Annotated in this window: 25 protein-coding genes; 21 read left to right on the forward strand and 4 right to left on the reverse strand. The window is 62.7% G+C overall.

Annotated features, from left to right (window positions below; genetic code table 11):
* The first annotated feature begins 6 nt into the window (after positions 1–6).
* The 13 genes from rfbA (at position 7) to V6M87_RS19720 (ending at position 11978) form a co-directional block, all read left to right on the forward strand.
* Positions 7–885, forward strand: coding sequence for a glucose-1-phosphate thymidylyltransferase RfbA (rfbA, locus tag V6M87_RS19660; protein WP_332878348.1), 879 nt, complete (start codon positions 7–9; stop codon positions 883–885).
* Positions 886–893: 8 nt separating this feature from the next.
* Positions 894–1445 (forward strand): dTDP-4-dehydrorhamnose 3,5-epimerase, encoded by a 552-nt coding sequence (gene rfbC / locus V6M87_RS19665; protein WP_332878349.1) that lies wholly within the window; start codon positions 894–896, stop codon positions 1443–1445.
* A 144-nt stretch (positions 1446–1589) separates the two neighbouring features.
* Entirely contained in the window at positions 1590–2768 is a 1179-nt protein-coding gene (gene flhB / locus V6M87_RS19670; RefSeq protein WP_332878350.1) for a flagellar biosynthesis protein FlhB, read from the forward strand.
* Complete coding sequence (flhA, locus tag V6M87_RS19675) at positions 2765–4885, forward strand: flagellar biosynthesis protein FlhA (RefSeq protein WP_332878351.1); 2121 nt, start codon at positions 2765–2767, stop codon at positions 4883–4885. The genes flhB and flhA overlap by 4 nt, the downstream gene beginning before the upstream one ends.
* Positions 4886–5248: 363 nt before the next feature.
* Complete coding sequence (gene flhF / locus V6M87_RS19680) at positions 5249–6568, forward strand: flagellar biosynthesis protein FlhF (protein ID WP_332878352.1); 1320 nt, start codon at positions 5249–5251, stop codon at positions 6566–6568.
* On the forward strand, positions 6561–7382 hold the full coding sequence (locus V6M87_RS19685; protein ID WP_332878353.1) for a MinD/ParA family ATP-binding protein: 822 nt from the start codon (positions 6561–6563) through the stop codon (positions 7380–7382). The genes flhF and V6M87_RS19685 overlap by 8 nt, the downstream gene beginning before the upstream one ends.
* A gap of 16 nt (positions 7383–7398) precedes the next feature.
* Entirely contained in the window at positions 7399–8130 is a 732-nt protein-coding gene (locus V6M87_RS19690) for an RNA polymerase sigma factor FliA (protein ID WP_332878354.1), read from the forward strand.
* The gene (locus V6M87_RS19695) at positions 8112–8858 is read left to right on the forward strand and encodes a flagellar motor protein (RefSeq protein ID WP_332878355.1); all 747 of its coding nucleotides are present in this window, start codon (positions 8112–8114) and stop codon (positions 8856–8858) included. Before V6M87_RS19690 ends, V6M87_RS19695 begins: the two co-directional genes overlap by 19 nt.
* A 7-nt stretch (positions 8859–8865) precedes the next feature.
* On the forward strand, positions 8866–9618 hold the full coding sequence (gene motD / locus V6M87_RS19700; RefSeq protein WP_332878356.1) for a flagellar motor protein MotD: 753 nt from the start codon (positions 8866–8868) through the stop codon (positions 9616–9618).
* Between the two features lie 77 nt (positions 9619–9695).
* Positions 9696–10535 (forward strand): DUF5672 family protein, encoded by an 840-nt coding sequence (locus V6M87_RS19705; RefSeq protein ID WP_332878357.1) that lies wholly within the window; start codon positions 9696–9698, stop codon positions 10533–10535.
* A 146-nt stretch (positions 10536–10681) separates the two neighbouring features.
* Positions 10682–11359: a transglycosylase domain-containing protein gene (locus tag V6M87_RS19710; RefSeq protein WP_332878358.1), complete on the forward strand. Its 678-nt coding sequence runs from the start codon at positions 10682–10684 to the stop codon at positions 11357–11359.
* A complete protein-coding gene (locus V6M87_RS19715) occupies positions 11356–11496 on the forward strand; it encodes a hypothetical protein (protein ID WP_332878359.1) in 141 nt (46 codons plus the stop codon). Before V6M87_RS19710 ends, V6M87_RS19715 begins: the two co-directional genes overlap by 4 nt.
* On the forward strand, positions 11493–11978 hold the full coding sequence (locus tag V6M87_RS19720) for an NAD(P)-dependent oxidoreductase (protein WP_332878360.1): 486 nt from the start codon (positions 11493–11495) through the stop codon (positions 11976–11978). Before V6M87_RS19715 ends, V6M87_RS19720 begins: the two co-directional genes overlap by 4 nt.
* A 52-nt stretch (positions 11979–12030) precedes the next feature.
* Here the strand turns inward: V6M87_RS19720 and V6M87_RS19725 are convergent, their stop codons facing one another.
* The 4 genes from V6M87_RS19725 to flgA form a co-directional block, all read right to left on the reverse strand.
* Positions 12031–12744: a hypothetical protein gene (locus V6M87_RS19725; protein WP_332878361.1), complete on the reverse strand. Its 714-nt coding sequence runs from the start codon at positions 12742–12744 to the stop codon at positions 12031–12033.
* An 81-nt stretch (positions 12745–12825) separates the two neighbouring features.
* On the reverse strand, positions 12826–13296 hold the full coding sequence (locus V6M87_RS19730; RefSeq protein ID WP_332878362.1) for a flagella synthesis protein FlgN: 471 nt from the start codon (positions 13294–13296) through the stop codon (positions 12826–12828).
* A 7-nt stretch (positions 13297–13303) separates the two neighbouring features.
* Positions 13304–13630, reverse strand: coding sequence for a flagellar biosynthesis anti-sigma factor FlgM (flgM, locus tag V6M87_RS19735; protein WP_332878363.1), 327 nt, complete (start codon positions 13628–13630; stop codon positions 13304–13306).
* Between the two features lie 104 nt (positions 13631–13734).
* Complete coding sequence (gene flgA / locus V6M87_RS19740) at positions 13735–14436, reverse strand: flagellar basal body P-ring formation chaperone FlgA (RefSeq protein WP_332878364.1); 702 nt, start codon at positions 14434–14436, stop codon at positions 13735–13737.
* Positions 14437–14592: 156 nt separating this feature from the next.
* On the opposite strand from flgA, the gene flgB reads away from it, so the two are divergent.
* The 8 genes from flgB to V6M87_RS19780 all read left to right on the forward strand — a co-directional run bounded on the left by flgB (position 14593) and on the right by V6M87_RS19780 (position 21223).
* Positions 14593–15012: a flagellar basal body rod protein FlgB gene (gene flgB / locus V6M87_RS19745; RefSeq protein ID WP_332878365.1), complete on the forward strand. Its 420-nt coding sequence runs from the start codon at positions 14593–14595 to the stop codon at positions 15010–15012.
* A complete protein-coding gene (gene flgC, locus V6M87_RS19750) occupies positions 15012–15413 on the forward strand; it encodes a flagellar basal body rod protein FlgC (protein WP_332878366.1) in 402 nt (133 codons plus the stop codon). The genes flgB and flgC overlap by 1 nt, the downstream gene beginning before the upstream one ends.
* Before the next feature lie 13 nt (positions 15414–15426).
* Positions 15427–16119 (forward strand): flagellar hook assembly protein FlgD, encoded by a 693-nt coding sequence (locus V6M87_RS19755; protein ID WP_332878367.1) that lies wholly within the window; start codon positions 15427–15429, stop codon positions 16117–16119.
* 74 nt (positions 16120–16193) lie between these two features.
* Positions 16194–17732, forward strand: coding sequence for a flagellar hook protein FlgE (locus V6M87_RS19760; RefSeq protein ID WP_332878368.1), 1539 nt, complete (start codon positions 16194–16196; stop codon positions 17730–17732).
* Positions 17733–17872: 140 nt separating this feature from the next.
* Positions 17873–18616 (forward strand): flagellar basal-body rod protein FlgF, encoded by a 744-nt coding sequence (gene flgF / locus V6M87_RS19765; protein WP_332878369.1) that lies wholly within the window; start codon positions 17873–17875, stop codon positions 18614–18616.
* 66 nt (positions 18617–18682) lie between these two features.
* Positions 18683–19465, forward strand: coding sequence for a flagellar basal-body rod protein FlgG (gene flgG, locus V6M87_RS19770; RefSeq protein ID WP_332878370.1), 783 nt, complete (start codon positions 18683–18685; stop codon positions 19463–19465).
* Positions 19462–20106, forward strand: coding sequence for a flagellar basal body L-ring protein FlgH (locus V6M87_RS19775; RefSeq protein WP_332878371.1), 645 nt, complete (start codon positions 19462–19464; stop codon positions 20104–20106). The genes flgG and V6M87_RS19775 overlap by 4 nt, the downstream gene beginning before the upstream one ends.
* A 10-nt stretch (positions 20107–20116) precedes the next feature.
* On the forward strand, positions 20117–21223 hold the full coding sequence (locus tag V6M87_RS19780) for a flagellar basal body P-ring protein FlgI (protein WP_332878372.1): 1107 nt from the start codon (positions 20117–20119) through the stop codon (positions 21221–21223).
* Positions 21224–21231 lie beyond the last annotated feature (8 nt).

Genomic DNA, 21231 nt, shown 5'->3' on the forward strand with positions numbered 1-21231 from the left:
AACTCAATGTCGACTAATCAACGCAAGGGCATTATCCTCGCCGGCGGCTCCGGTACCCGCTTGTATCCCGTTACCCAGGCCGTCAGCAAACAGCTGATGCCGGTGTACGACAAGCCGATGGTGTACTACCCGCTGAGCACGCTGATGCTGAGTGGTATCCGCGATGTGCTGTTGATCAGCACGCCGCAAGACACGCCCCGTTTCGCCGATTTGCTGGGCGACGGCAGCCAGTGGGGCATGAACATCACCTACGCCGTGCAGCCAAGCCCGGACGGCCTGGCGCAGGCTTTCGTCATCGGCAAGGATTTTGTCGATAACAAGCCGAGCGCGCTGGTGCTGGGCGATAACATTTTCTATGGCCACGATCTGGTCAAGCAACTGGCCAGCGCCAACGACCGCACTGAAGGTTCGACGGTGTTCGCCTATCACGTGCAGGATCCGGAACGCTATGGCGTGGTCGATTTCGACGCGCAGATGCGCGCCACCAGCATCGAAGAAAAGCCCAGCGCGCCAAAGTCCAGCTACGCCGTCACCGGTCTGTATTTTTATGACGAAAAGGTGTGCGACATTGCCGCCAACATCAAGCCGTCCGCGCGCGGAGAGCTCGAAATTACCGACGTCAACAAGGTCTACCTGGAACAGGGCAAGCTGAACGTTGAAATCATGGGCCGCGGTTTTGCCTGGCTCGACACGGGTACCCACGATAGCCTGCTGGAAGCATCCAGCTTCATTGCCACGCTGCAGCGGCGCCAGGGTCTGCAAGTGGCTTGTCCTGAAGAAATCGCCTATCACCAAGGCTGGATCGACGCTGCTGCACTGCAGAAGCTGGCCGTGCCGCTGGCCAAGAACGGCTACGGCCAATATTTGTTGAACCTGTTGAAGTGAGCCTTTGAATGCCGTACACCGTTACCCCGACCGCGCTGCCCGAAGTCCTGGTTCTTGAGCCGAAAGTCTTCGGCGACGCACGCGGCTTTTTTTATGAAAGTTTTAACGCACGCGAATTTGCCGACGCGACTGGCCTGGACGTCGCTTTCGTGCAGGACAACCACAGCAAGTCGGCGCGCGGCGTGCTGCGCGGCCTGCATTACCAGATCCAGCATCCGCAGGGAAAACTGGTACGCGTGATCGATGGCGACGTGTTTGATGTGGCGGTGGACTTGCGCAAGTCCTCGCCTACGTTCGGCAAGAGTGTCGGCGTGCGACTGAGCGCAGAAAACAACCGGCAACTGTGGGTGCCGCCGGGTTTTGCGCACGGCTTCGTGGTGCTCAGTGAAACCGCGCAGTTTTTGTATAAAACCACCGACTACTGGTATCCGGCGCATGAGCGCAGCCTGTTGTGGAACGATCCGGCGCTCGGCATCGACTGGCCGTTCGATTTCGAGCCGCAACTGGCGGCCAAGGATGCAGCGGCCAAGCTGCTGGCTGAAGCAGACTTGTTCGACTGATAAGTAATCATCAGCAAGCGGGCGCAAGCGGGCAATTAAAGCCCGCTTTGCATGCCTGCTTCAAGGATAGCCATACGGCAATATCTTGCATAATGTCTCCTGATCCTGCCGCACCTTCTGTGCGGCGGTCACATGGAGAGCCGGATGTCCGACGAAAGCGACGCAGAAAAGACCGAACCCGCGTCACAGAAGCGCATCGACGATGCGCGTAGAGAGGGTGACGTTCCGCGCTCGCGTGAACTGGCGACATTCACTGTCCTGATGACCTCCGGCGTTGGCCTGTGGGTATTTGGCGGCTCGCTGGTGCGGCAATTGTCGGCCACGCTGGTCTCGGGCCTCTCGCTCGACCGTGAGCAAATTTACAACTCCGACGTTCTCATCAACCGCGTTGCCACTGACATCGGCAGCGTGCTCATCGCCTGCCTGCCGCTGGCCTTTGCCATCATGGTGGTCGCGCTGGCGTCGCCGCTGCTGGTCGGTGGCTGGCTGTTCAGCGCCAATTCCTTCATGCCCAACTTCGGCAAGCTCAACCCGCTCAAGGGACTGGGCAATATGGTGTCCAAGAACTCCCTGGTCGAACTGTTCAAGGCGCTCGCCAAGACCCTGGTGGTGAGCGTGGTGGCCTGGTTCGTCGTGATGAGCGAAAAGGACGCCGTGCTGGCCCTGACCGTCGAGCCCTTGTTGGCCGGCAGTGTCCACGTGGGCAACCTGGTCGGTACCGCCTTCCTGTTCATGGTTGGCGGACTCGGCCTGATCGCCGCGATCGACGGCCCGTATCAAATGTGGCACTACGCCGACAAACTCAAAATGACGCGCCAGGAAGTGATCCAGGAAGCGAAAGAGTCGGACGGCAACCCGCAGATGAAAGCCAAAGTGCGCCAGATGCAGCGCGAAATGTCCAAGCGCCGCATGATGGCCGACGTGCCGACCGCCGACGTGGTGGTCACCAACCCGACGCACTACGCGGTTGCCTTGAAGTACACCGATGGCCAGGGTGGCGCCCCGCGCGTCGTGGCCAAGGGTTCCGATGAAGTGGCGGCCAAGATCCGCGCACTGGCGAAAGAAAACAAGGTGGCGCTGCTGGAAGCCCCGGCGTTGGCCCGTGCCCTGCACAAGCACACGGAAATTGGCGACGAAATCCCGGAAGCGCTGTACGCAGCCGTGGCCGAAGTGCTGGCGTATGTGTTCCAGCTGCGCACCTATAAAGCGGCCGGCGGCAATTATCCGGACCGTCCGACCAAACTGGCCGTGCCGCCTGAGCTCGATCCGCACAATCCGGCTTCGCAGAAACCCAAAGACAACAGTACTGGACCAGCACAATGAACAGCATCCGATTGCCCGCCTGGCTGACTGAGATGGCAAGCAAGGGCGGCAACGCCGCAGCCGCGCCAATTATCATCATCCTGCTGTTGTCGATGATGATCCTGCCGCTGCCTGCCTTCGTGCTGGACGTGTTCTTCAGCTTCAATATCGCGCTGTCGGTGATCGTGCTGCTGACCGCGCTGTACACGGTCAAACCGCTCGACTTCATGGCGTTCCCGGCGATTTTGCTGGTGTCGACAATGCTGCGCCTGTCGCTCAACGTTGCCTCCACCCGCGTGGTGCTGACCGAAGGCCACACTGGTACTGCTGCGGCCGGTAAGGTCATCGAGGCCTTCGGCCACTTCCTCATTGGCGGCAATTTTACGGTCGGTATCGTCGTGTTTATCATTTTGACGATCATTAACTTCACGGTCGTCACCAAGGGTGCGGGCCGGATCGCCGAAGTGGGCGCCCGTTTCGCGCTGGATGCGATGCCGGGTAAACAAATGGCCATCGACGCCGACCTGAACGCCGGCCTGATCGGCGAAGCGGAAGCCAAAAAACGCCGTTCCGAAACTGCCCAGGAAGCCGAGTTCTACGGCGCCATGGACGGTGCCTCGAAGTATGTGCGGGGCGATGCGGTGGCCGGCATCATGGTTACCGTCATCAACATCGTCGGCGGCCTGATCGTCGGCGTGGTGCAGCACGACATGGGCTTTGCCGATGCGCTGAAGAACTACACCCTGCTGGCCATCGGTGACGGTCTGGTGGCGCAGATTCCTTCGCTGATCATCTCGACCGCAGCCGGTATGGTGGTCTCGCGCGTGGCCAGTGACCAGGACATCGGCGCCCAGCTGGTGGGCCAGCTGTTCGCCAAGCCGGAAGTGCTGTACATCACGGCCGCCATCATCGGCGGCATGGGCTTGATCCCGGGGATGCCGAACATGGTGTTCATTTTGTTGGCCAGCTTGTTGGCAGGCTCGGCCTATCTGGTCTCGAAGAAAGCCCGGATCATCCGCGAAACCGCCGCGCTGGGCGGAAGCCCGGCCGCGGGCGGCGCCGCCGATCCCGCCGCGACCACCTCGCCGGAGCAGGAAGAAGCCAGCTGGCAAGACATCCAGCCAGTCGATACCCTGGGCCTGGAAGTCGGCTACCGCCTCATTCCGCTGGTCGACAAAGGGCAGGGTGGTGAGCTGCTCAAACGCATCAAGGGTATTCGCAAGAAATTCGCACAGGAAGTCGGCTTCCTGGCGCCACCGGTGCACATCCGCGACAACCTGGAGCTGAAACCGTCGGCCTACCGCATCACGCTCAAAGGCGTCGAAGTAGGCAGCGGCGAAGCGCTCAGCGGCCAGTTCCTGGCAATCAACCCGGGCATGGCGATCGGCACCTTGCCGGGCCTGGTGACCACTGATCCGGCGTTCGGCCTGCCCGCCACCTGGATCGACGCAAGCCTGCGCGACCAGGCGCAAAGCATGGGTTTTACGGTGGTCGATGCGGGTACCGTGGTGGCTACCCACCTGAACCACCTGATCACCACCCACGCGGCCGAGTTGCTGGGCCGCCTGGAAGTGCAGGCCTTGCTCGATCACCTGACCAAGGAAACGCCGAAGCTGGTGGAGGATCTGGTACCGAAAGTCGTCAGCCTGTCGACCTTGCAAAAAGTGCTGCAGAATTTGCTCGTCGAAGGCGTGCACATCCGCGATATGCGCACCATCATCGAGTCGCTGTCGGAACATGCGCACCAGAATGCCGATCCGTCCGACCTGACCGCCGTGGTGCGGGTCGCGCTGGGCCGTGCGATCGTGCAGCAGCTGTTCCCGGGCACCAATGAACTGTCCGTGATGACGCTCGATAACAGGCTCGAGCGCTTGCTGTTGCAGGCACTGGGAAATGGCGGCGATGGGGCCGGCATCGAGCCGGGCCTGGCCGATACGATTGCACAGTCGGCCAGCAATGCGGCGCAGCAGCAGGAGGCGCTGGGACTGACGCCGGTGCTGCTGGTGCCGGCGCAGTTGCGGACCTTGTTGGCGCGCTTCCTGCGCCGCGCGTTGCCGCAGTTGAAGGTGTTGTCGCACGCAGAGATTCCGGAATCGAAAACGATTCGGGTGACGTCGCTTGTTGGTGCGCCGGGGTAACTGCTCGCGCCTGCGATGCGTGTTCGGGTAAGCCAGCGTCGCGGTTTCTGACAGGGGTTATGGGTCCCGGCCTGCGCCGGGATGACGGTTTGGAGGGCGGTGGTGAAAGCGAGCGACGCGATAGCGCCACCGTTCGCCGTCATCTTGAAAACCGTCATACCGGCTTGAAAACCGTCATACCGGCGCAGGCCGGTACCCATACTGCGCACGCACTCGCCAGGTTCCCAGGCGAGCACCGACGCCCGCCGTCAAATCCCACAACCCCGATATACACCCCTTTCCCCCTCTTTATCCCCCGATGGTTTCCGCGCGGCATCGTTAATAATATGTCCTATACCTCAACGGCGGTAATGGGACAATAAAATGAACGTCAAGAAATTCACAGCAGCCACTTCACGCGACGCACTGCGCAAAGTCCGCGAAGCCCTCGGCCCGGATGCGGTGATCCTGTCGAATCGTCCGGTCGACGGCATCGTCGAAATCCTGGCCCTGGCCAACGATGACGTCGCCTCGATGGCGTCGCCCTCCGCCGAATCGGGCATGGATGCACCGCGGCCAATGCTGCAGCATTTGCAGGAGCCGGCGCCGGTTGCAGCGCCCGCGCCGCAGTCCTACGCCAACCGCAGGGTTGCCCAAGCACAGCCACAGATCGAACAACCCGCCTTCGACATGGCTGCCATGACGTCGATGATGTCGGCCGCCATCGCCCAGGCCAAGAGCTCGGCCGCCGCCGACATGTCCGGCATGATGAAGGAAATTCGCGCCATGCGCGGCCAGATGGAATCGCAACTGGCGGAATTGTCCTGGGGCGCCACCCAGCAGCGCGAACCGCAGAAAGCGGGCGTGCTGCGCGAATTGCTGGCCGCCGGTTTCTCGGCCACGCTGGCTCGCTACCTCGTCGAGAAATTGCCTGCCGGCAAAGACGAAGCGGATTCTCTGCGCTGGATTAAGACCGTGCTGCAACGCAATCTGACCACGATGGCCGACGAAGACGACATGCTCAACAAGGGCGGCGTGTTCGCCCTGGTGGGCCCGACCGGCGTCGGCAAGACCACCACCACTGCCAAACTGGCGGCGCGCTGCGTGATGCGCCATGGCCCGGAAAAGCTGGCCCTGATCACCACCGATGCCTATCGTATCGGCGGCCACGAGCAGCTGCGCATCTACGGCAAGATCCTCGGCGTGATGGTGCACTCGGTCAAGGATGAAGCCGACCTGCGCATCGCCCTGAAAGAACTGCGCAATAAACACACGGTATTGATCGACACCGTCGGCGTCTCGCAGCGCGACCAGATGGTGACGCAGCAAGTGGCCATGCTGAGCGAGACCGGCGCCGACGTAAAACGCCTGCTGTGCCTGAACTCGACCTCGACCAACGAAACGCTTAACGAAGTGGTGCGCGCCTATCAAGGCAGCGGCCTGGCCGGTTGCATCATGACCAAGCTCGACGAAGCCGCATCGCTCGGCAACGTGCTCGATGTCGTGATCCGCCAGAAACTGAATCTGCATTACATCTCGACCGGCCAGCGCGTGCCGGAAGACCTGCACCTGCCGGACCGCGCGATGCTGGTCGACCGCGCCTTTCGCAGCGGCCGCCAGGCCGAGATCAGCGATGCCGACCTGCCGCTTCTGATGGCTGGCACCAGCGCTGGCCGCAAACTGGGCGAGGTGTCCTTTGGGTAATTTCGATTTCGACCAGGCCGAGGGCCTGCGCCGGATGCTGGCTGGCCCCAAGCCACGCATCGTGACCTTTCTTTCCGCCACGCCTGAAGACGACAAGGGCGCCATGCTGGTCAACCTGGGCGCCTCGCTGGCCCGGGCCGGCAACGACGTCATGATTGTCGACGCCTGCGCCCATGAATACGGCGTGGCCCAGCGCCTTGGCGTCGACCAGGGTGGCTCGCTGCTGCAAGTGGCGCGCCAGGAATGTGCGCTGAACCAGGTGATTCACCAGGCGCCGCAAGGGTTCCAGGTTGCCAGCATGGTGCGCCGCGCGCGCGGCCAGGGCGAGTACCTGGGGCAGGAAGATACGCGTCGCCTGGCCAAGACCTTCGATGTGCTGGTCAAGCAGGCCGGCATCTGCATCGTTGACGGCGAATTCGGCAGCGATGATACGTTTCCCCTGCCGATCATGGACAATTCCGAGATCGTGGTGCAGGTATCGTGCAACGCCGCCTCGATCACCGCGGCGTACTCGCTGGTGAAGCGTTTGTCGCAACAATTGGGGCGCCGCCCGTTCGGTATTCTGGTCACCGGCGCATCCGAAGCCGAAGCCAAGGTGGTATACGATAATATGGCTACTGCAGCAACGCGCTACCTGGCGGTGCAGCTCAGTTCGATGGGGTCGGTACCAGCCGACGAGTACCTGCAACGCGCCGCGCGCCTGGGCCGCGCAGTGGTCGATGCGTTTCCGCTGGCGGGTGCCTCGGTCGCGTTTCGCCAGTTGGCCGGCCGTTTTGCCATTCCGGCAGGAGGCAGTGCCCATTTTGGTTTATAAGAAAAATAGCTAACGCATGTACACAGCAAAAGGGAAGAAGACGGACAAGGAACTCTTGCTGACGCAGCATATGCCGTTGGTCAAGCGCCTCGCCCATCACATGAAGGCCAAGCTTCCCCCTAGCGTGGAGGTCGACGATCTCATTCAAGCCGGCATGATCGGCCTGTTCGACGCCATCTCGCGCTACGAAGAAACCCACGGGGCCCAGTTCGAAACCTATGCCGTGCTGCGCATCCGCGGCGCCATGCTCGACGAACTGCGCAACAGCGACTGGCTGCCGCGCAGCACGCGCCAGAACATGCGCAAGATCGAAACGGCGATGAGCTCGCTGCAGCAAAAACTGGGGCGCCCGCCCACCGAAACCGAAGTCGCCAAGTCGATGAAAATGTCGCTGGGCGACTACCAGGATTTATTGGGCGACAGCGGCGGCCACCAGCTGGTCTACTACGAAGATTTCAAGGGCGAAGACGACGACGGCAGTTTCCTCGACCGCTACTCCATCGACGACGAAGACCCACTGCGCGCGCTGCTCGAAACCGACTTCCGCCAGGCGATCATTAACGCCATCGACAACCTGCCGCCGCGCGAAAAAATCCTGATGGGCCTGTACTACGAAGAAGAATTGAACCTGAAAGAAATCGGCGCCGTGATGGGCGTGTCCGAATCACGGGTGTCGCAATTGCACACCCAGGCTGTCGCCAGGCTGCGCGCCGCACTCAAGGAGCAGCTGTGGACTGGGCGAGCATAATTGGACTGGGGCTGGCGCTGGCCGGCCTGTTCGTCGGACACAGCCTCGATGGCGGCAAATTCGCGTCGCTGATCCAGCCGGCCGCGTTTGCCATTGTCGTGGTCGGCACCTTTGGCGCCGTGCTGCTGCAAACTGAAGCGGCCACGTTTGTGCGCGGCATGCGCATGCTGCGCTGGGTGTTTTTTCCGCCCGCCAGCCAGCGCCAGCTGTACTCGCGCCAGATCGCGCTGTGGAGCCTGACCGCCCGCCGCGACGGCCTGCTGCAGCTCGAGCAATACCAGAAAATGACGCCCGACCTGTTCGTCCAGAAAGGCCTGCGCCTGGTGGTCGACGGGATTGCACCGGAGCGCCTGCGCAGCCTGCTCGAAACCGAGATCACATCCTACGAATTCAGCCAGCGCCAGGCTGCGCGCATCTGGGAATCGGCCGCCGGCTACGCGCCGACCATCGGCATCCTCGGCGCAGTACTTGGCCTGATCCACGTGATGGAAAACCTCAGCGACCCGTCGCGCCTGGGCGCCGGCATTGCCGTCGCGTTCGTCTCGACCATCTACGGCGTGGGCCTCGCCAACCTGTTCTTCTTCCCGGTCGGGAATAAACTCAAAGGCATCGTGGCCGAGCAGGTGGCCCAGTACGACATCCTGGCCGACGTGTTCCACGACCTGGCCACCGGCGACCATACCCGCGTCGTCGATGAACGCGTGGCCAGCCTGCTGGCACGCGCCTGAGTTTGGCATGGCGCGCAAACGCTACCAGGAAGATTCCGAAAATCACGAACGCTGGCTGATTTCGTATGCCGATTTCATGACCCTGCTGTTCGCGTTTTTCGTGGTCATGTACGCTATCTCGGTGGTCAACGTCGGCAAGTACAAGGTGCTGTCGGACGCATTGGGCGACGCGTTTGGCGGACGCGGCGCGGCCACGACGCCGGTCACCACGGTCGAACAGCCCTTCAGCCTGCCGAACATCGTGGCGCGCAAACGTGCCGAGGCCATGCGCCGCGAGAAAGATCGGCTGACCATGCTGGCGCGCGACCTGACTGCCACGCTCGGCCCGTTGGTGAAGGAGGGCAAGGTGCGCGTCACCCAGAACAGCCGCGGCGTGAGCGTCGAAATCAATGCCAGCGTGCTGTTCGCGCCGGGCGACGCGACCCTGACCGATGCCTCGAGCGAGGCGCTCAGCGCGGTGGCGATTTTGCTGAAAAATGACCCGCACGCCGTCCAGGTCGAGGGGCATACCGATGACGTGCCGATTGCCAATCCGCTGTTCCCGTCGAACTGGGAATTGTCGGCCGTGCGCGCCAGCAGCGTGGTGCGCCTGTTCATCGACAGCGGCATGGCGCCGGCGCGGTTGACGGCAGTCGGTCACGGCGCCAATTTGCCGGTGGCGTCCAACAACACGCCGGAAGGGCGCGCCCGCAACCGGCGCGTGGCGGTCACCATCCTCTCGGCGCTGCCCGACGCGACCACGGAATTGCCAACGCGCTGACCTTTACCTGGCTTAACGTTTGATCCATTTTGGGCGGGGTAAAATTTCGGGCTCGACAGTAAAGCAGAGCACCCGCCTTGACCCCGCCAAAACCGCACCTCCACAACGTCAGCCTGGTCTGCGTCGAAACGCGCTATCCGCAACTGGCGCAGTTTTCGCTCGACCGCTGCCTTGCCGCCGCCAGCTTCAGGCAATGCCTGCTCCTGAGCCCGCAGCGCTTCGATTTGCCCGGCTATATCGCACAGGTCGCCATCGCGCCGATCGACAGCGTCGAGGCCTACTCGGCCTTCATGCTGCGCGATCTGGGCCGCTACTTCGATGGCGACTTCGTGCTGGTGGTGCAGTGGGACAGTTTTATCCTTGACGGCAAGTTGTGGGATCCGGTGTATCTCGAGTACGACTATATCGGCGCGCCCTGGTCGCACCGGCCGCTCGCGGTCGCGGTCGGGAACGGCGGTTTTTCGCTGCGCTCGCGGCGCCTGGTCGATCTGCTGGCAAGCATGGACTTCGACGTGGTTCACCCCGAGGATGCGGTGATCTGCGAACTGCGGCGCGACGAGCTGGAAGCGCGCGGGATCCGCTTTGCGCCGCGCGCGGTCGCGGATCGGTTTGCCATGGAAATGATCGAGCCGGCAGCCCCGACCTTCGGTTTTCACGGCTTCAATAATTTTCATTACGCGCTCGACGATGCCCGCCTCGACGCCTATCTCGCGCTGTGCGATGTGTCCATGCTGCGCGCGCCGGCCGCGCGCCAGCTGGTGCGGCAGTTGTACCACCGTGGCCGGCATGGCATGGCAATGCGCATGCTCAGGCGGCGCTGGGGCGGCACGCCGCGCCAGCGTGCCGAAACTGTCCGGCTGGCAGCGCATTGCCTGTACCATTGGGCTATACAGACTGTGCGGGGCAGTCCCGCCTGAGCCAATGGAGACACGTCGATGCTATTTCACCGTATGTTGATCGGTGCTGCGGCTAGCCTTGGGCTGACTTGCCCATATCGTACATGCGCGCAATGACTGAGGCAGCGCCATCCGCGCCAGCCCGATTCCGGAAGAAGTGGCTGCTCGTGCTGCCAGCTTGCCTCCTGCTGTATCTGGCCATCGTGGGCTGCTGGGCCTGGGCGGCGTTCGATGAGGCCATCGAAACGGCGCCGGTCGCAGCCGATGCGCCGCTCACGGCACGGCAAGTGGCGATCCTGACGCGCGTGGAAGACCCGGCATTTTTCGACCACGCCGGCGTCAGCCTGGGAAAAGGGCAGGGCTTCGCCACCATTTCCGGCGCCGTCGCACGCGACCTGTACCTGGATGGTGCTGATTTCACGGGTGGCAAAGGAAGCTTGCAGACGCTGTATCGCGCGCTGTTCCATTGTTGCAAACGGATCGACCTGGGCCGCGATGTGATGGCGGTGGTCGTCAATGCGCGCCTGTCCAAGGAGCGCCAACTGGCGCTGTATGCGGGCCGGGTCTACATGGGCACCTGGCGCACGCAGCAGCTCAGGGGCTTGGGGCAGGCAGCACTCAGCTATTTCAACAAACCGCTGGCGGCGACGACCGACGATGAATTCATCGGCCTGGCGGCCATGATCAAGGCGCCCAACCAGTTCAATCCGGTCAGCCATCGGGATCTCTACCTCGCGCGCGTGGCCCGGGTGCGCGCGCTGGTTCTTGGCGAATGCCGTCCCGCGGGCTGGTTCGATACCGCGCTGGCGCAGTGTTCTGGCAAACCGCCCGGCGATCCCGGTTGATTCGCGTAACGGCTTCCGGGTCGGCTGACTGGCAGGCATTGGCGCAGCCGGGCGCCCGGGTCGCCGCCACGCCCGGTGAATGTGGCCTGCCCGATGTCGTATTCAGCATGCTGGCGGACGTGCAGCCGGCAAGTTGAACATCCTGGCCGGCGGCGCCGACGAACTGGTCGGCCGGGTGCAGCCCCTGTTCGATCTGTTGGGACAAAAAACCTGGCGCTTCGGCGCGGCGCCGGAACAGGCCAATGCCGTCAAGCTGGCCTGCAACCTGACGCTGGCCTGCGCCATCGAAGCAATGGGAGAGGGGGCGGCGCTGGCCGGCGCGCACGGGATTCCGGCCGCCGGCTTCATCGAGCTGATCACGAGCACGCTGTTTGCCGGTTCACCCGTCTACAAAGGTTACGGAGGCATGATTGCCGAACAACGCTACAGCCCGGCCGGCTTCAAGCTGGCGCTGGGGCAGAAGGATGTGCGCCTGGCGGTGGAGGCAGGGCGTGCCCACGGTTTGCCACTGGCGTTCGGTGCCGCGCTGCAAACCGTGCTGCAGGCGGCGGTCGACCATGGCGACGGCGATCTCGACTTCGCCGCGCTGGGCAAGCATGCGGCACGGCAAGGTCGATAATGACTGCAGCGCCGGCGTGTTCTCGCTGATCATTGCGAAGCCACGCATGGCTTCAGCGCAGGGCTTGGTTCCGCCTTGCAAACTGGCAGACCGGGCGCGCCTTTGCTTTCCCGTTCAAGCGAATGACGGTGAGCTTGTTCACGCGGTTGCAGGCGTAGTAGCCGCCAACCAACCAGAGTCCCGAACACTCGCGCTTCACTGCGTAAAGTTCATCTCCCAGCGGCAGCACAGGCGACCATTCATCTGCTATTTTTTCGCCGTTTGCCAGCAGCGCGGCAAAGGCGTCCGCATGGATCGACTGCTCGGGTCTGGAGGCGAATGGGATCGATGACGTCGATAGAAGGGGACCTGGCGGCAGCGCCAGGACCTTGGTCAGGGTCGCTTCGTCGACCTTCCACGTTTCGAGCAGGGGTGGCATCCTGTACCCCTGGAATCTGTCGATATAGATAATCGCGGTCGATGTCGGCGTGCCACCGAGCGCGCGTGCCACGCGCGTGTAGCCATACTCGTTGACGGCGATTTCCTGGATCACGTTGAACATCGCTGCGCCAGCGCGCACCGGCGTGGCTTCACTGTCGGGACAATTGATGGCGTCGCTGTCGCGACAATTCCTGTCATGGCGTAGAGTTTCCGTCGCTGCGTTGCAAACCGCCTCGTTTGTCGAATAGATGAGCGACAAACCGACGGATGGAAGGTCGGCAGCCAAGGCTGGCGGGAGAAAAAGCAGGAGAGCGGCGAACGACAGTGCGTTGGCGGTTATGGTCATCGGCACACTGTGTCCTTGCCAGGAAAAGACATTAACAAGGCCGCGGACGCGGTCTTGTCACGAGCTTGCAGCGTCCTGCGCTCAGCCAACCACAAACCGGCGCGACGGCCCGAACCCGGCAGTCTGCCCGCCCGGCCCATACAGGCCCGCTTCGGCGCCGCCGGTGGCAGCTGGCGTGCGCATGGCGTTGAGCACGGTCTGGTTGTGGGCCAGCTGGCGCGCGACCAGCATGCCGTTGACGCGGTTGAGTTCCTTGGCGCTGCGGGTGCAGTCGAGCAACTGGTCCCAGGTGGCGCGCTCCAGCGCGCTGCCGTTTGCTGCCAGCCATGGCTCCATCCCGGATTCAGCGGCGTCGAAACCGGCGCTGGCCAGCGCGGCGTGGCGCTGGCGCGCCAGCTCGCTCAATTGCTCCACCATATCCGATTTTTGCTGTGTCACTTCCGCCACACCGTCTGCACGCGCCTCGACCAGGCTGTCTTGCTCTTGTTTCAGCAGCGTGAGCATCGACGCCATCAGTTGCTGTTCGTCGTGCAGAGTGGTCGATGGCGTCATGGGTGGTTTACCTGTTGCGGGAGTGGAGGAGGTCGCGCACGGTCTCTAACAGGCCGTCCGCGACTTTTTCCGAGTTCACCTGGAACTGGCCATCGGCGATGGCCAGTTTGATGCGCTCGACTTTTTTGGAATCGAATACGGCCGAGTTGGACGACGCGGCTGAAGCGGCCATGGTGCCGGCCAGGGCCTGGCCCTGGGGCGACAGGCGCACGCTGTCGGTCGGGACCGGCACCGGCTGGGCAGCTGCTTTTTCCGCACCGCGGCTGGTGGTGGTCGCCGGCGTGGTCGTCGCTGGAATGCCAGCGTTGTTCGAGACTGAATCGTTGATTTTCACGGCTATATCCTTCGGTGGGTGGAGCAGAAAACTCCGCGACATGCGTCCTATAACGGCGCCGTCACCCCAAACTTTAGCAGCAACTGCGTTTTCGTATGCAAATTCTAGTTTGCAACGTCAACGATACCACCGGCTCTGGCCGTCCCGCTGAGGATGGCGCCGGATGGCGTGCGCACCTGCACCACCTGTCCTGCGGCCGCGTTGCCCAGCGCCTTGCCCTCGGCCGATACGCTGAAACCTGCCCCACCGCTGACCACGCGCACGGTCTGGTTCTGCATGACCACCGGTTTGCTTTTCAAATTGTCTGCCCGCAGCGGCGTACCGGCCGGCAGTGAGATCGTCGGCGTGCGGCCGACTGCCTGCGCCATGTCGGTGACGATGCCGTTCGGCATGCCGGCCAGGTCGCCCTTGACCATGACCAGCTGGCTGGCGTCGATCGTCTGCCCTTGCGCCAGCGGCGACGCGGCGGCAACATACTCTGCCAGCACACTCACCTGGGCCTGGACGTACACCGTCCACACCGGCGCGCTACAGCGCACCCCGACCGAGGTCTTGCCCCAGGCGCGCGCGCCTGGCTGCTGGAATGCCTGCGGGTCGGGGCAGGCCGCCAGGCCCAGGCGTGGGTCGACCGGATTCACGGTCACGCTGACCTTGCCCGGCAGGCCCGCCGTCTGGATCTGTAAAAACTGTTCGACGACCTTGCGCACGACGGCACCATCCTGGCGCGCGCCTGGCGACTGCGCCCCCGCCATCGTGGCGACAGCCATACAAAACAGGAAGACAGTGAAAGAAAGCGAACGGGTCATGAGTGCAGCCTTGTGGAATGACGCTATCTTAGACCAATGATTCCTTACTGAAACTATGAATAGCCGGGTTTTGCCAGCCTTACTCGTTCGATGGCAATTTGTTTCTCAGACGTATGATTCATCCTGTTATCCCAAGAACCCCACCCGGAGGCCGGCATGATTGGCAAACTCGACGAGTACATGCGCTTCAATGAAGCGGCATTGAATATCCGCAGCAACCGCCAGCAAGTGCTGGCCTCCAACATCGCCAACGCCGACACGCCCAACTACAAGGCGCGCGACATCGATTTTTCGAGTGCGCTGGCCAGTGCCGTGACCAAGGGCACGGGGACCAGCGCTGGCCTGGCCACCACGGCAGCGCATCACCTGGCTGCAGCGAAAGACGGCGCCACCATGCCGGACGGCACGCCGCTGCTGTACCGCAACGTGGCCCAGGGCAGCGTCGACGGCAACACGGTCGACATGGATGTGGAACGCAACCAGTTTGCCGACAATGCGCTGCGCTACGAAGCCGGCATCACCATGATCAACCACCAGATCCGCGGCATGCTCGCGGCGATCCAGGGAGGCAGCTGATGTCGCTCTTTAATATCTTCAATGTGTCCGGTTCGGCCATGAGCGCGCAAGCGCAGCGCCTGAACACGGTGGCATCGAACCTGGCCAATGCCGACAGCGCCACCAGCGCCAGCGGCCAGGCCTACCGCGCCAAGCAGGTCGTGTTCGAGGCCGTACCGCTGGCCGACGGCGGCAGCGCCGTCAAGGTGCAGCAGGTGGTCGAAGACGCCTCGCCGCTGAAGCAAGTGTATGACCCGAAACACCCGATGGCCGACGACAAGGGCTATGTGTCGATGCCGAACGTGAATGTGGTCGACGAGATGGTGAACATGCTGTCCGCCTCGCGCTCCTATCAGAACAACGTCGAAACGATGAATGCAGCCAAAACGCTGCTGATGAAAACCCTGACCATCGGTCAATAACTCCAGGCGCCCCATGACCACCGTTACTTCCAATACGTCAGCCACCATGACCGACCTGATGTCGACCATGAACAACAAGCCCGCGGCGGCGGCGGAAGGTTCCGTCGAGGCGGACACCAACAAATTCCTGACGCTGCTGGTCACGCAGCTGAAGAACCAGGATCCGATGAATCCGCTCGACAATGCGCAGCTCACCAGCCAGTTGGCGCAGCTGTCGACGGTGACCGGTGTGAACAAGCTGAACACGACGCTCGAATCGCTGAAAAGCAGCTACCAGTCGTCCGAAGCGATGTCGGCCACCAACATGATCGGCCACGGCGTGTTTGTCGATGGCAGCTTTGTCAACGTGGCGAGCGGCCAGAGCATCCTGGGGGCGAACCTGGGCTCGGCCGCCGAGGACGTCAAGGTGATCGTCACCGATCCGGCCACCGGCAAGGACATCAAGACCATCGAGCTGGGTGCGCAGCCGGCCGGAATTTTGCCGATCACGTGGGACGGAAAAGCCGATGGTGCCACCGCCTCGGTGAAAGACGGCAAGTACAGCTTCCGCGTGGTCGCCACGCGGGCAGGCACCCAGTTGACCGACGCCACTGCGCTGGCCTTCGACAGTGTGGCCAGCGTGTCGACCAGCGCCACCGACGGCGTCAAACTGAATCTGCCGACCAAGGGCCAGGTCACGCTGGCTGATATCAAACAGGTTATGTAAGCGTGTTTAGCTTACCGTTCGAATTTTTGTAAGCAAGCCGCTTACTTCTCATACTATTTATTTAGAGGAATACCATGTCTTTCCAACAAGGTCTTAGCGGCTTGAACGGCGCTGCAAAATCGCTCGATGTGATCGGTAACAACATCGCCAACGCCAGCACGGTGGGGTTCAAAAGCGCGCAGGCGCAATTTGCCGATGTCTACGCCGGCTCGCTGGTGGGCGCCACCGGCAAGAATGCCGGTATCGGTGTCTCGGTCGCTGCCATCGCCCAGCAGTTCACCCAGGGTAACGTCGAATCGACCAACAACCCGCTCGACATCGCCATCAACGGCGGCGGTTTTTTCCGTACTGAAGCGAACGGCGTGACCCAGTACTCGCGCAATGGCCAGTTCACACTGGACAAGAACGGCTACATGGAAAACGCCCAGGGCGCGAAGCTGACTGGCTATGGCGTCAGCGTGAACGGCAACATCCTGGCCGGCTCGGCCGCGCCAATCCAGATTTCGACCGGCGACATCGCGCCGGTGCCGACCACCAAGGTCGATACCTTGATGAACCTGAACTCGGGCGACGGCGTGCCGATCGCCAAGCCGTTCAACGCCGCCGATCCGGCCTCGTACAACAAGCAGGTGCCGATCGATGTCTACGACAGCCTGGGCAATTCCCATGTGATGTCGATGTATTACGTCAAGACCGACGCCGGCAAGTGGGATGTGTACGTCGCCAGCGACGCCACCGAAATCACCAACCAGGCCGTCGCTGCCGCGGCCCAGGGCACCAGCGCCGCCTTCGCCACGGTGAATGCCGCGCGCGACGCCTGGGTGGCCTCGAACGCCGCCGTGCCACCGAATCCGGTGCAAATTGCCGCCGACCTGGCCGCGTATGCTGCTGCGGCCAGCACCATGGTCACCGCTGCCGCCACCACCGCCGGCGCCAGCGCCACCAATATTGCTGCCATCAATGCAGCCTCTGTCAGCGCCGGTAATACGGTGGGCTTCACGCCGGCCGAGGTCGACAAGACCATCGCTGCCGCAATCAGTGTGCCGGGGGTGCCGGTCGGCCACCTGAACTTCGACACTAATGGCGCGCTCAGCTCGGCCCTGATGGCGCCGCAGACGCTGCCGCTGTCGATCGGCCTGCCGGTGTTCCCGTCGACGGGCTCGGTGAGCACCATGCAGATCAAGCTGAACTTTGGCGGCACCACGCAGTACGGCGCCACCACCACCGAAAAAACCACCACCCAGGATGGTTACACCTCGGGCCACCTGCAGCGTTTCTCGGCAGGTACCGATGGCATCATCCTGGGTCAGTACAGCAACGGCCAGTCGAAAGCGCTGGGGCAGATCGTGCTGGCTAACTTCGTCAACCCGAACGGCTTGGCGGCACTGGGCAACAACGCCTGGGCCGAGACGTCCGATTCCGGCAACCCGATCGTGGGCACGCCGGAAACGGGCAGCCTGGGTTCGCTCAATTCGTCTTCGGTGGAAAATTCGAACGTGGATTTGACGGCCGAGCTGGTGAACATGATCACGGCGCAGCGGGTGTACCAGGCCAATGCGCAGACGATCAAGACGCAGGATTCGGTGTTGCAGACGCTGGTGAACCTGCGTTAAGCGACTTGGTCGATTGATTAGTTAAACGCAAAACCGTCACCCCGGCGAAGGCCGGGGCCCATACCACGTCACCGACGTCGGAGACTCAGCATGGGTCCCGGCTTTCGCCGGGATGACGTTTGCTAGAGCGAGAAGTAACAATGGACAAGCTGATTTACACCGCCGCCAGCGGCGCCAAGCACCTGATGGAGCAGCAAGCGACGACGGCGAACAACCTGGCCAACGTCAGCACCACCGGTTTCCGCTCGCAGATCGATTCCTTCCGCGCCGTGCCGGTGGTCGCCGAAGGCACGCTGCCCACGCGCACCTTCGTGGTCGATTCCACCGTCGGCGCCGATTTCTCGAGCGGACCGCTGCAAGCGACCGGGCGCGACCTCGACATCGCGGTCAAGGGCAAAGGCTGGCTGGCCGTGCAAATGGCCGATGGCACCGAAGCCTACACGCGCAACGGCGCCATCCAGATGAGCCCGAACGGCCTGTTGACCACGACGCAAGGCTTGACTTTGGCAGGCGAGGGCGGCCCGATTACCTTGCCGCCGGATGTCACGGTGGCGGTCGGCGGGGACGGCACCATTTCCACCATCGAAAACGGCATCAAGCCGGGCACGGCCACGATCCTCGGCAAGCTCAAGCTGGTCAACCCTCCCGAGCAGGACATGGTGCGCGGCGACGACGGCCTGTTCCGTTTGAAGAATGGCACAGCCGCCCAGGCCGACCCGAACGTCACGGTGGTGGGCGGCATGCTGGAAGGCAGCAACGTCAATCCGGTCGATGCCATGGTGTCCATGATTTCGCTGGCGCGCTCGTTCGAAACGCAAATGAGCCTGCTGAAGAACGCCGAGAATAACGCTGCGAAAGCCACCCAGATCCTTGCTTTGAATTAACTTCTTCTACCGCATAATTCATATTGTGCGTGGCGGTGTCTGTCTGCCGCCTTACTGGAGAAGAAAATGATTCGTTCCCTGTTCATCGCGAAGACCGGCCTCGAGGCGCAGCAAACCAACCTCGACGTCATCAGCAACAACCTCGCTAACGTCAGCACCAACGGTTTCAAGAAGTCGCGTGCCGTGTTCGAGGACTTGTTGTACCAAAATGTGCGCCAGCCTGGCGCCCAGTCCTCCCAGCAAACCAATTTGCCGTCCGGCCTGCAGATCGGCACCGGTGTCGCCACCGTCGCCACCGAGCGCCTGCATACTCAGGGCAACCCACAATTGACCAGCAACTCGAAAGACCTGATGGTCAACGGGAATGGCTTTTTCCAGGTCGCGCTGCCGGACGGCACCGCCGCCTACACCCGCGACGGTTCGTTTCAGAGCGACGCCAATGGCCAGATGGTGACCTCGAGCGGCTTTCTGATCCAGCCGCCAATCACCATTCCGGCCAACGCCACCTCGATCTCGGTCGGGCGCGACGGCACCGTCTCGGTGACCACCGGCGGCTCCACCGCCAGCACCCAGATCGGTTCGATCCAGCTGACCAGCTTCATCAACCCGGCCGGGCTGGAGTCGAAGGGCGAAAACCTGTACGTGGAAACCACCGCGTCGGGCACCCCGAACACGAATACACCCGGCACCAACGGCACCGGCGTGATCATGCAGGGCTATGTGGAATCGTCGAACGTGAACGTGGTGGAGGAAATGGTCAACATGATCCAGACCCAGCGCGCGTACGAGATCAATAGCAAGGCGATCACCACCTCCGACCAGATGTTGCAGAAACTGTCCCAATTATGAAAATCATTCTTGCCGTGGCCGCGCTGGCGCTGGCTGGCTGCTCGACGGTTCCAACCTCGATCGTGCAGCGCCCGACCAGCGCCCGTCCCTTGATGGTGGAAGGTTCGCCTGCGCTCGACGGCGCCATCTACCAGGCGTCGAATTACCGTCCGCTGTTCGAAGACCGGCGCGCGCGCCACATCGGCGACATGCTGATCATTAACATCGTCGAAAAAACCGCGGCCGTGAAAGCGGGCGCCAGCTCGGGCAACAAATCGGGTTCGGTCGGCATCGGCATTCCCGGCCCCTTGCAAGGCAAATTCGGCGCAAGCGTGGCGACCTCGACGGCGAACAAGTTTGCCGACGGCGACAACCAGAGCGCCAGCAACACCTTCACCGGCGTGCTGGGCGTGACCGTCACCGAAGTGCTGCCAAACGGTAATTTGATCGTCGTCGGCGAGAAACAGGTGGCGATGAACAAGGGCGTCGAGTTCATCCGCTTCTCGGGCATGGTCAGCCCGGACAATATCCAGCAAGGCAATATCGTCTCGTCCACCCAGGTGGCCGACGCCCGGGTCGAATACCGTACCAACAGCCAGATCGACAAGGCCGAGATGGCCTCGATGGCCTCGCGCTTCTTCCAGTCGCTGCTGCCGTTCTAAGGGGTCACGAATGCGTATCGCCAAATTTGCCCTACTCTTGCTCAGCGCTGCGCTGGCCGCGCCTGCGGTCCACGCCGAGCGGTTGAAAGACCTCGCCAGCATTGCCGGCGTGCGCCAGAATCAATTGTCCGGGTACGGCCTCGTGGTCGGCCTGGACGGCACCGGCGACCAGACCACGCAGACCCCGTTCACGGTGCAGTCGATTGTCGCCATGTTGCAATCGAAAGGCGTGAATCTGCCGCCGGGCACGTCGCTGCAGCTGAAAAACGTCGCCGCCGTGATGGTGACAACCTCGCTGCCGGCGTTTGCCCAGCCGGGCCAGACGCTCGACATCACGGTGTCCTCGATCGGTAACGCGAAAAGCCTGCGCGGCGGCACGCTGTTGATGACGCCGCTGCAAGGCGCCGACGGCCAGGTGTATGGCATGGCGCAGGGCAATGTACTGGTGGGCGGCGTGGGCGTGCAATCCCAGGGCGGCGGGCAGGTGCAAGTGAATCACCTGGCGGTGGGCAAAATTTCCGCCGGCGCCACGGTGGAGCGCGCGGTGGTGTCGAACCTGGGCCAGGACAACCAGATCCGGCTCGAACTGAACCAGACCGATTTCACCACCGCCAGCCGGGTGGTGGAAGCGATCAACGACAAATTCGGTCCCGGCATCGCCACCGCGCTCGATGGCCGCGTGATCCGCGTGCGCACGCCGTCCTCGTCGGACCAGCGCGTCGCCTTCCTCGGCCTGTTGGAGGGCATCGACGTCAGCCCCGCCGCGGCTGCCGCGAAGGTGATCATGAACGCGCGTACCGGCTCGGTGGTGATGAACCAGGCCGTGACGCTGGAAAACTGCGCCATTTCGCACGGCAACCTGACGGTGACGATCAGCCCGGACACGCAGGTCAGCCAGCCGAATCCGCTCTCGAAAGGCAAGACCGTGGTCACCCAGACCGCCGAGATCGAAATCAAGAAGGATCCGGGCAAGGTGCTGCTGGTCAAGGGCGGCGCTTCGCTGCAGGAAGTGGTCAAGGCGATGAACTCGATCGGCGCCTCGCCACAAGACTTGCTGGCCATCCTGCAAGCCTTGAAAGCCGCCGGTTCGCTGCGCGCCGACCTCGAGATCATTTGAGGACGCCG

The organism is Massilia sp. S19_KUP03_FR1 (assembly GCF_036688685.1).
GTDB lineage: Bacteria > Pseudomonadota > Gammaproteobacteria > Burkholderiales > Burkholderiaceae_D > JALYUM01.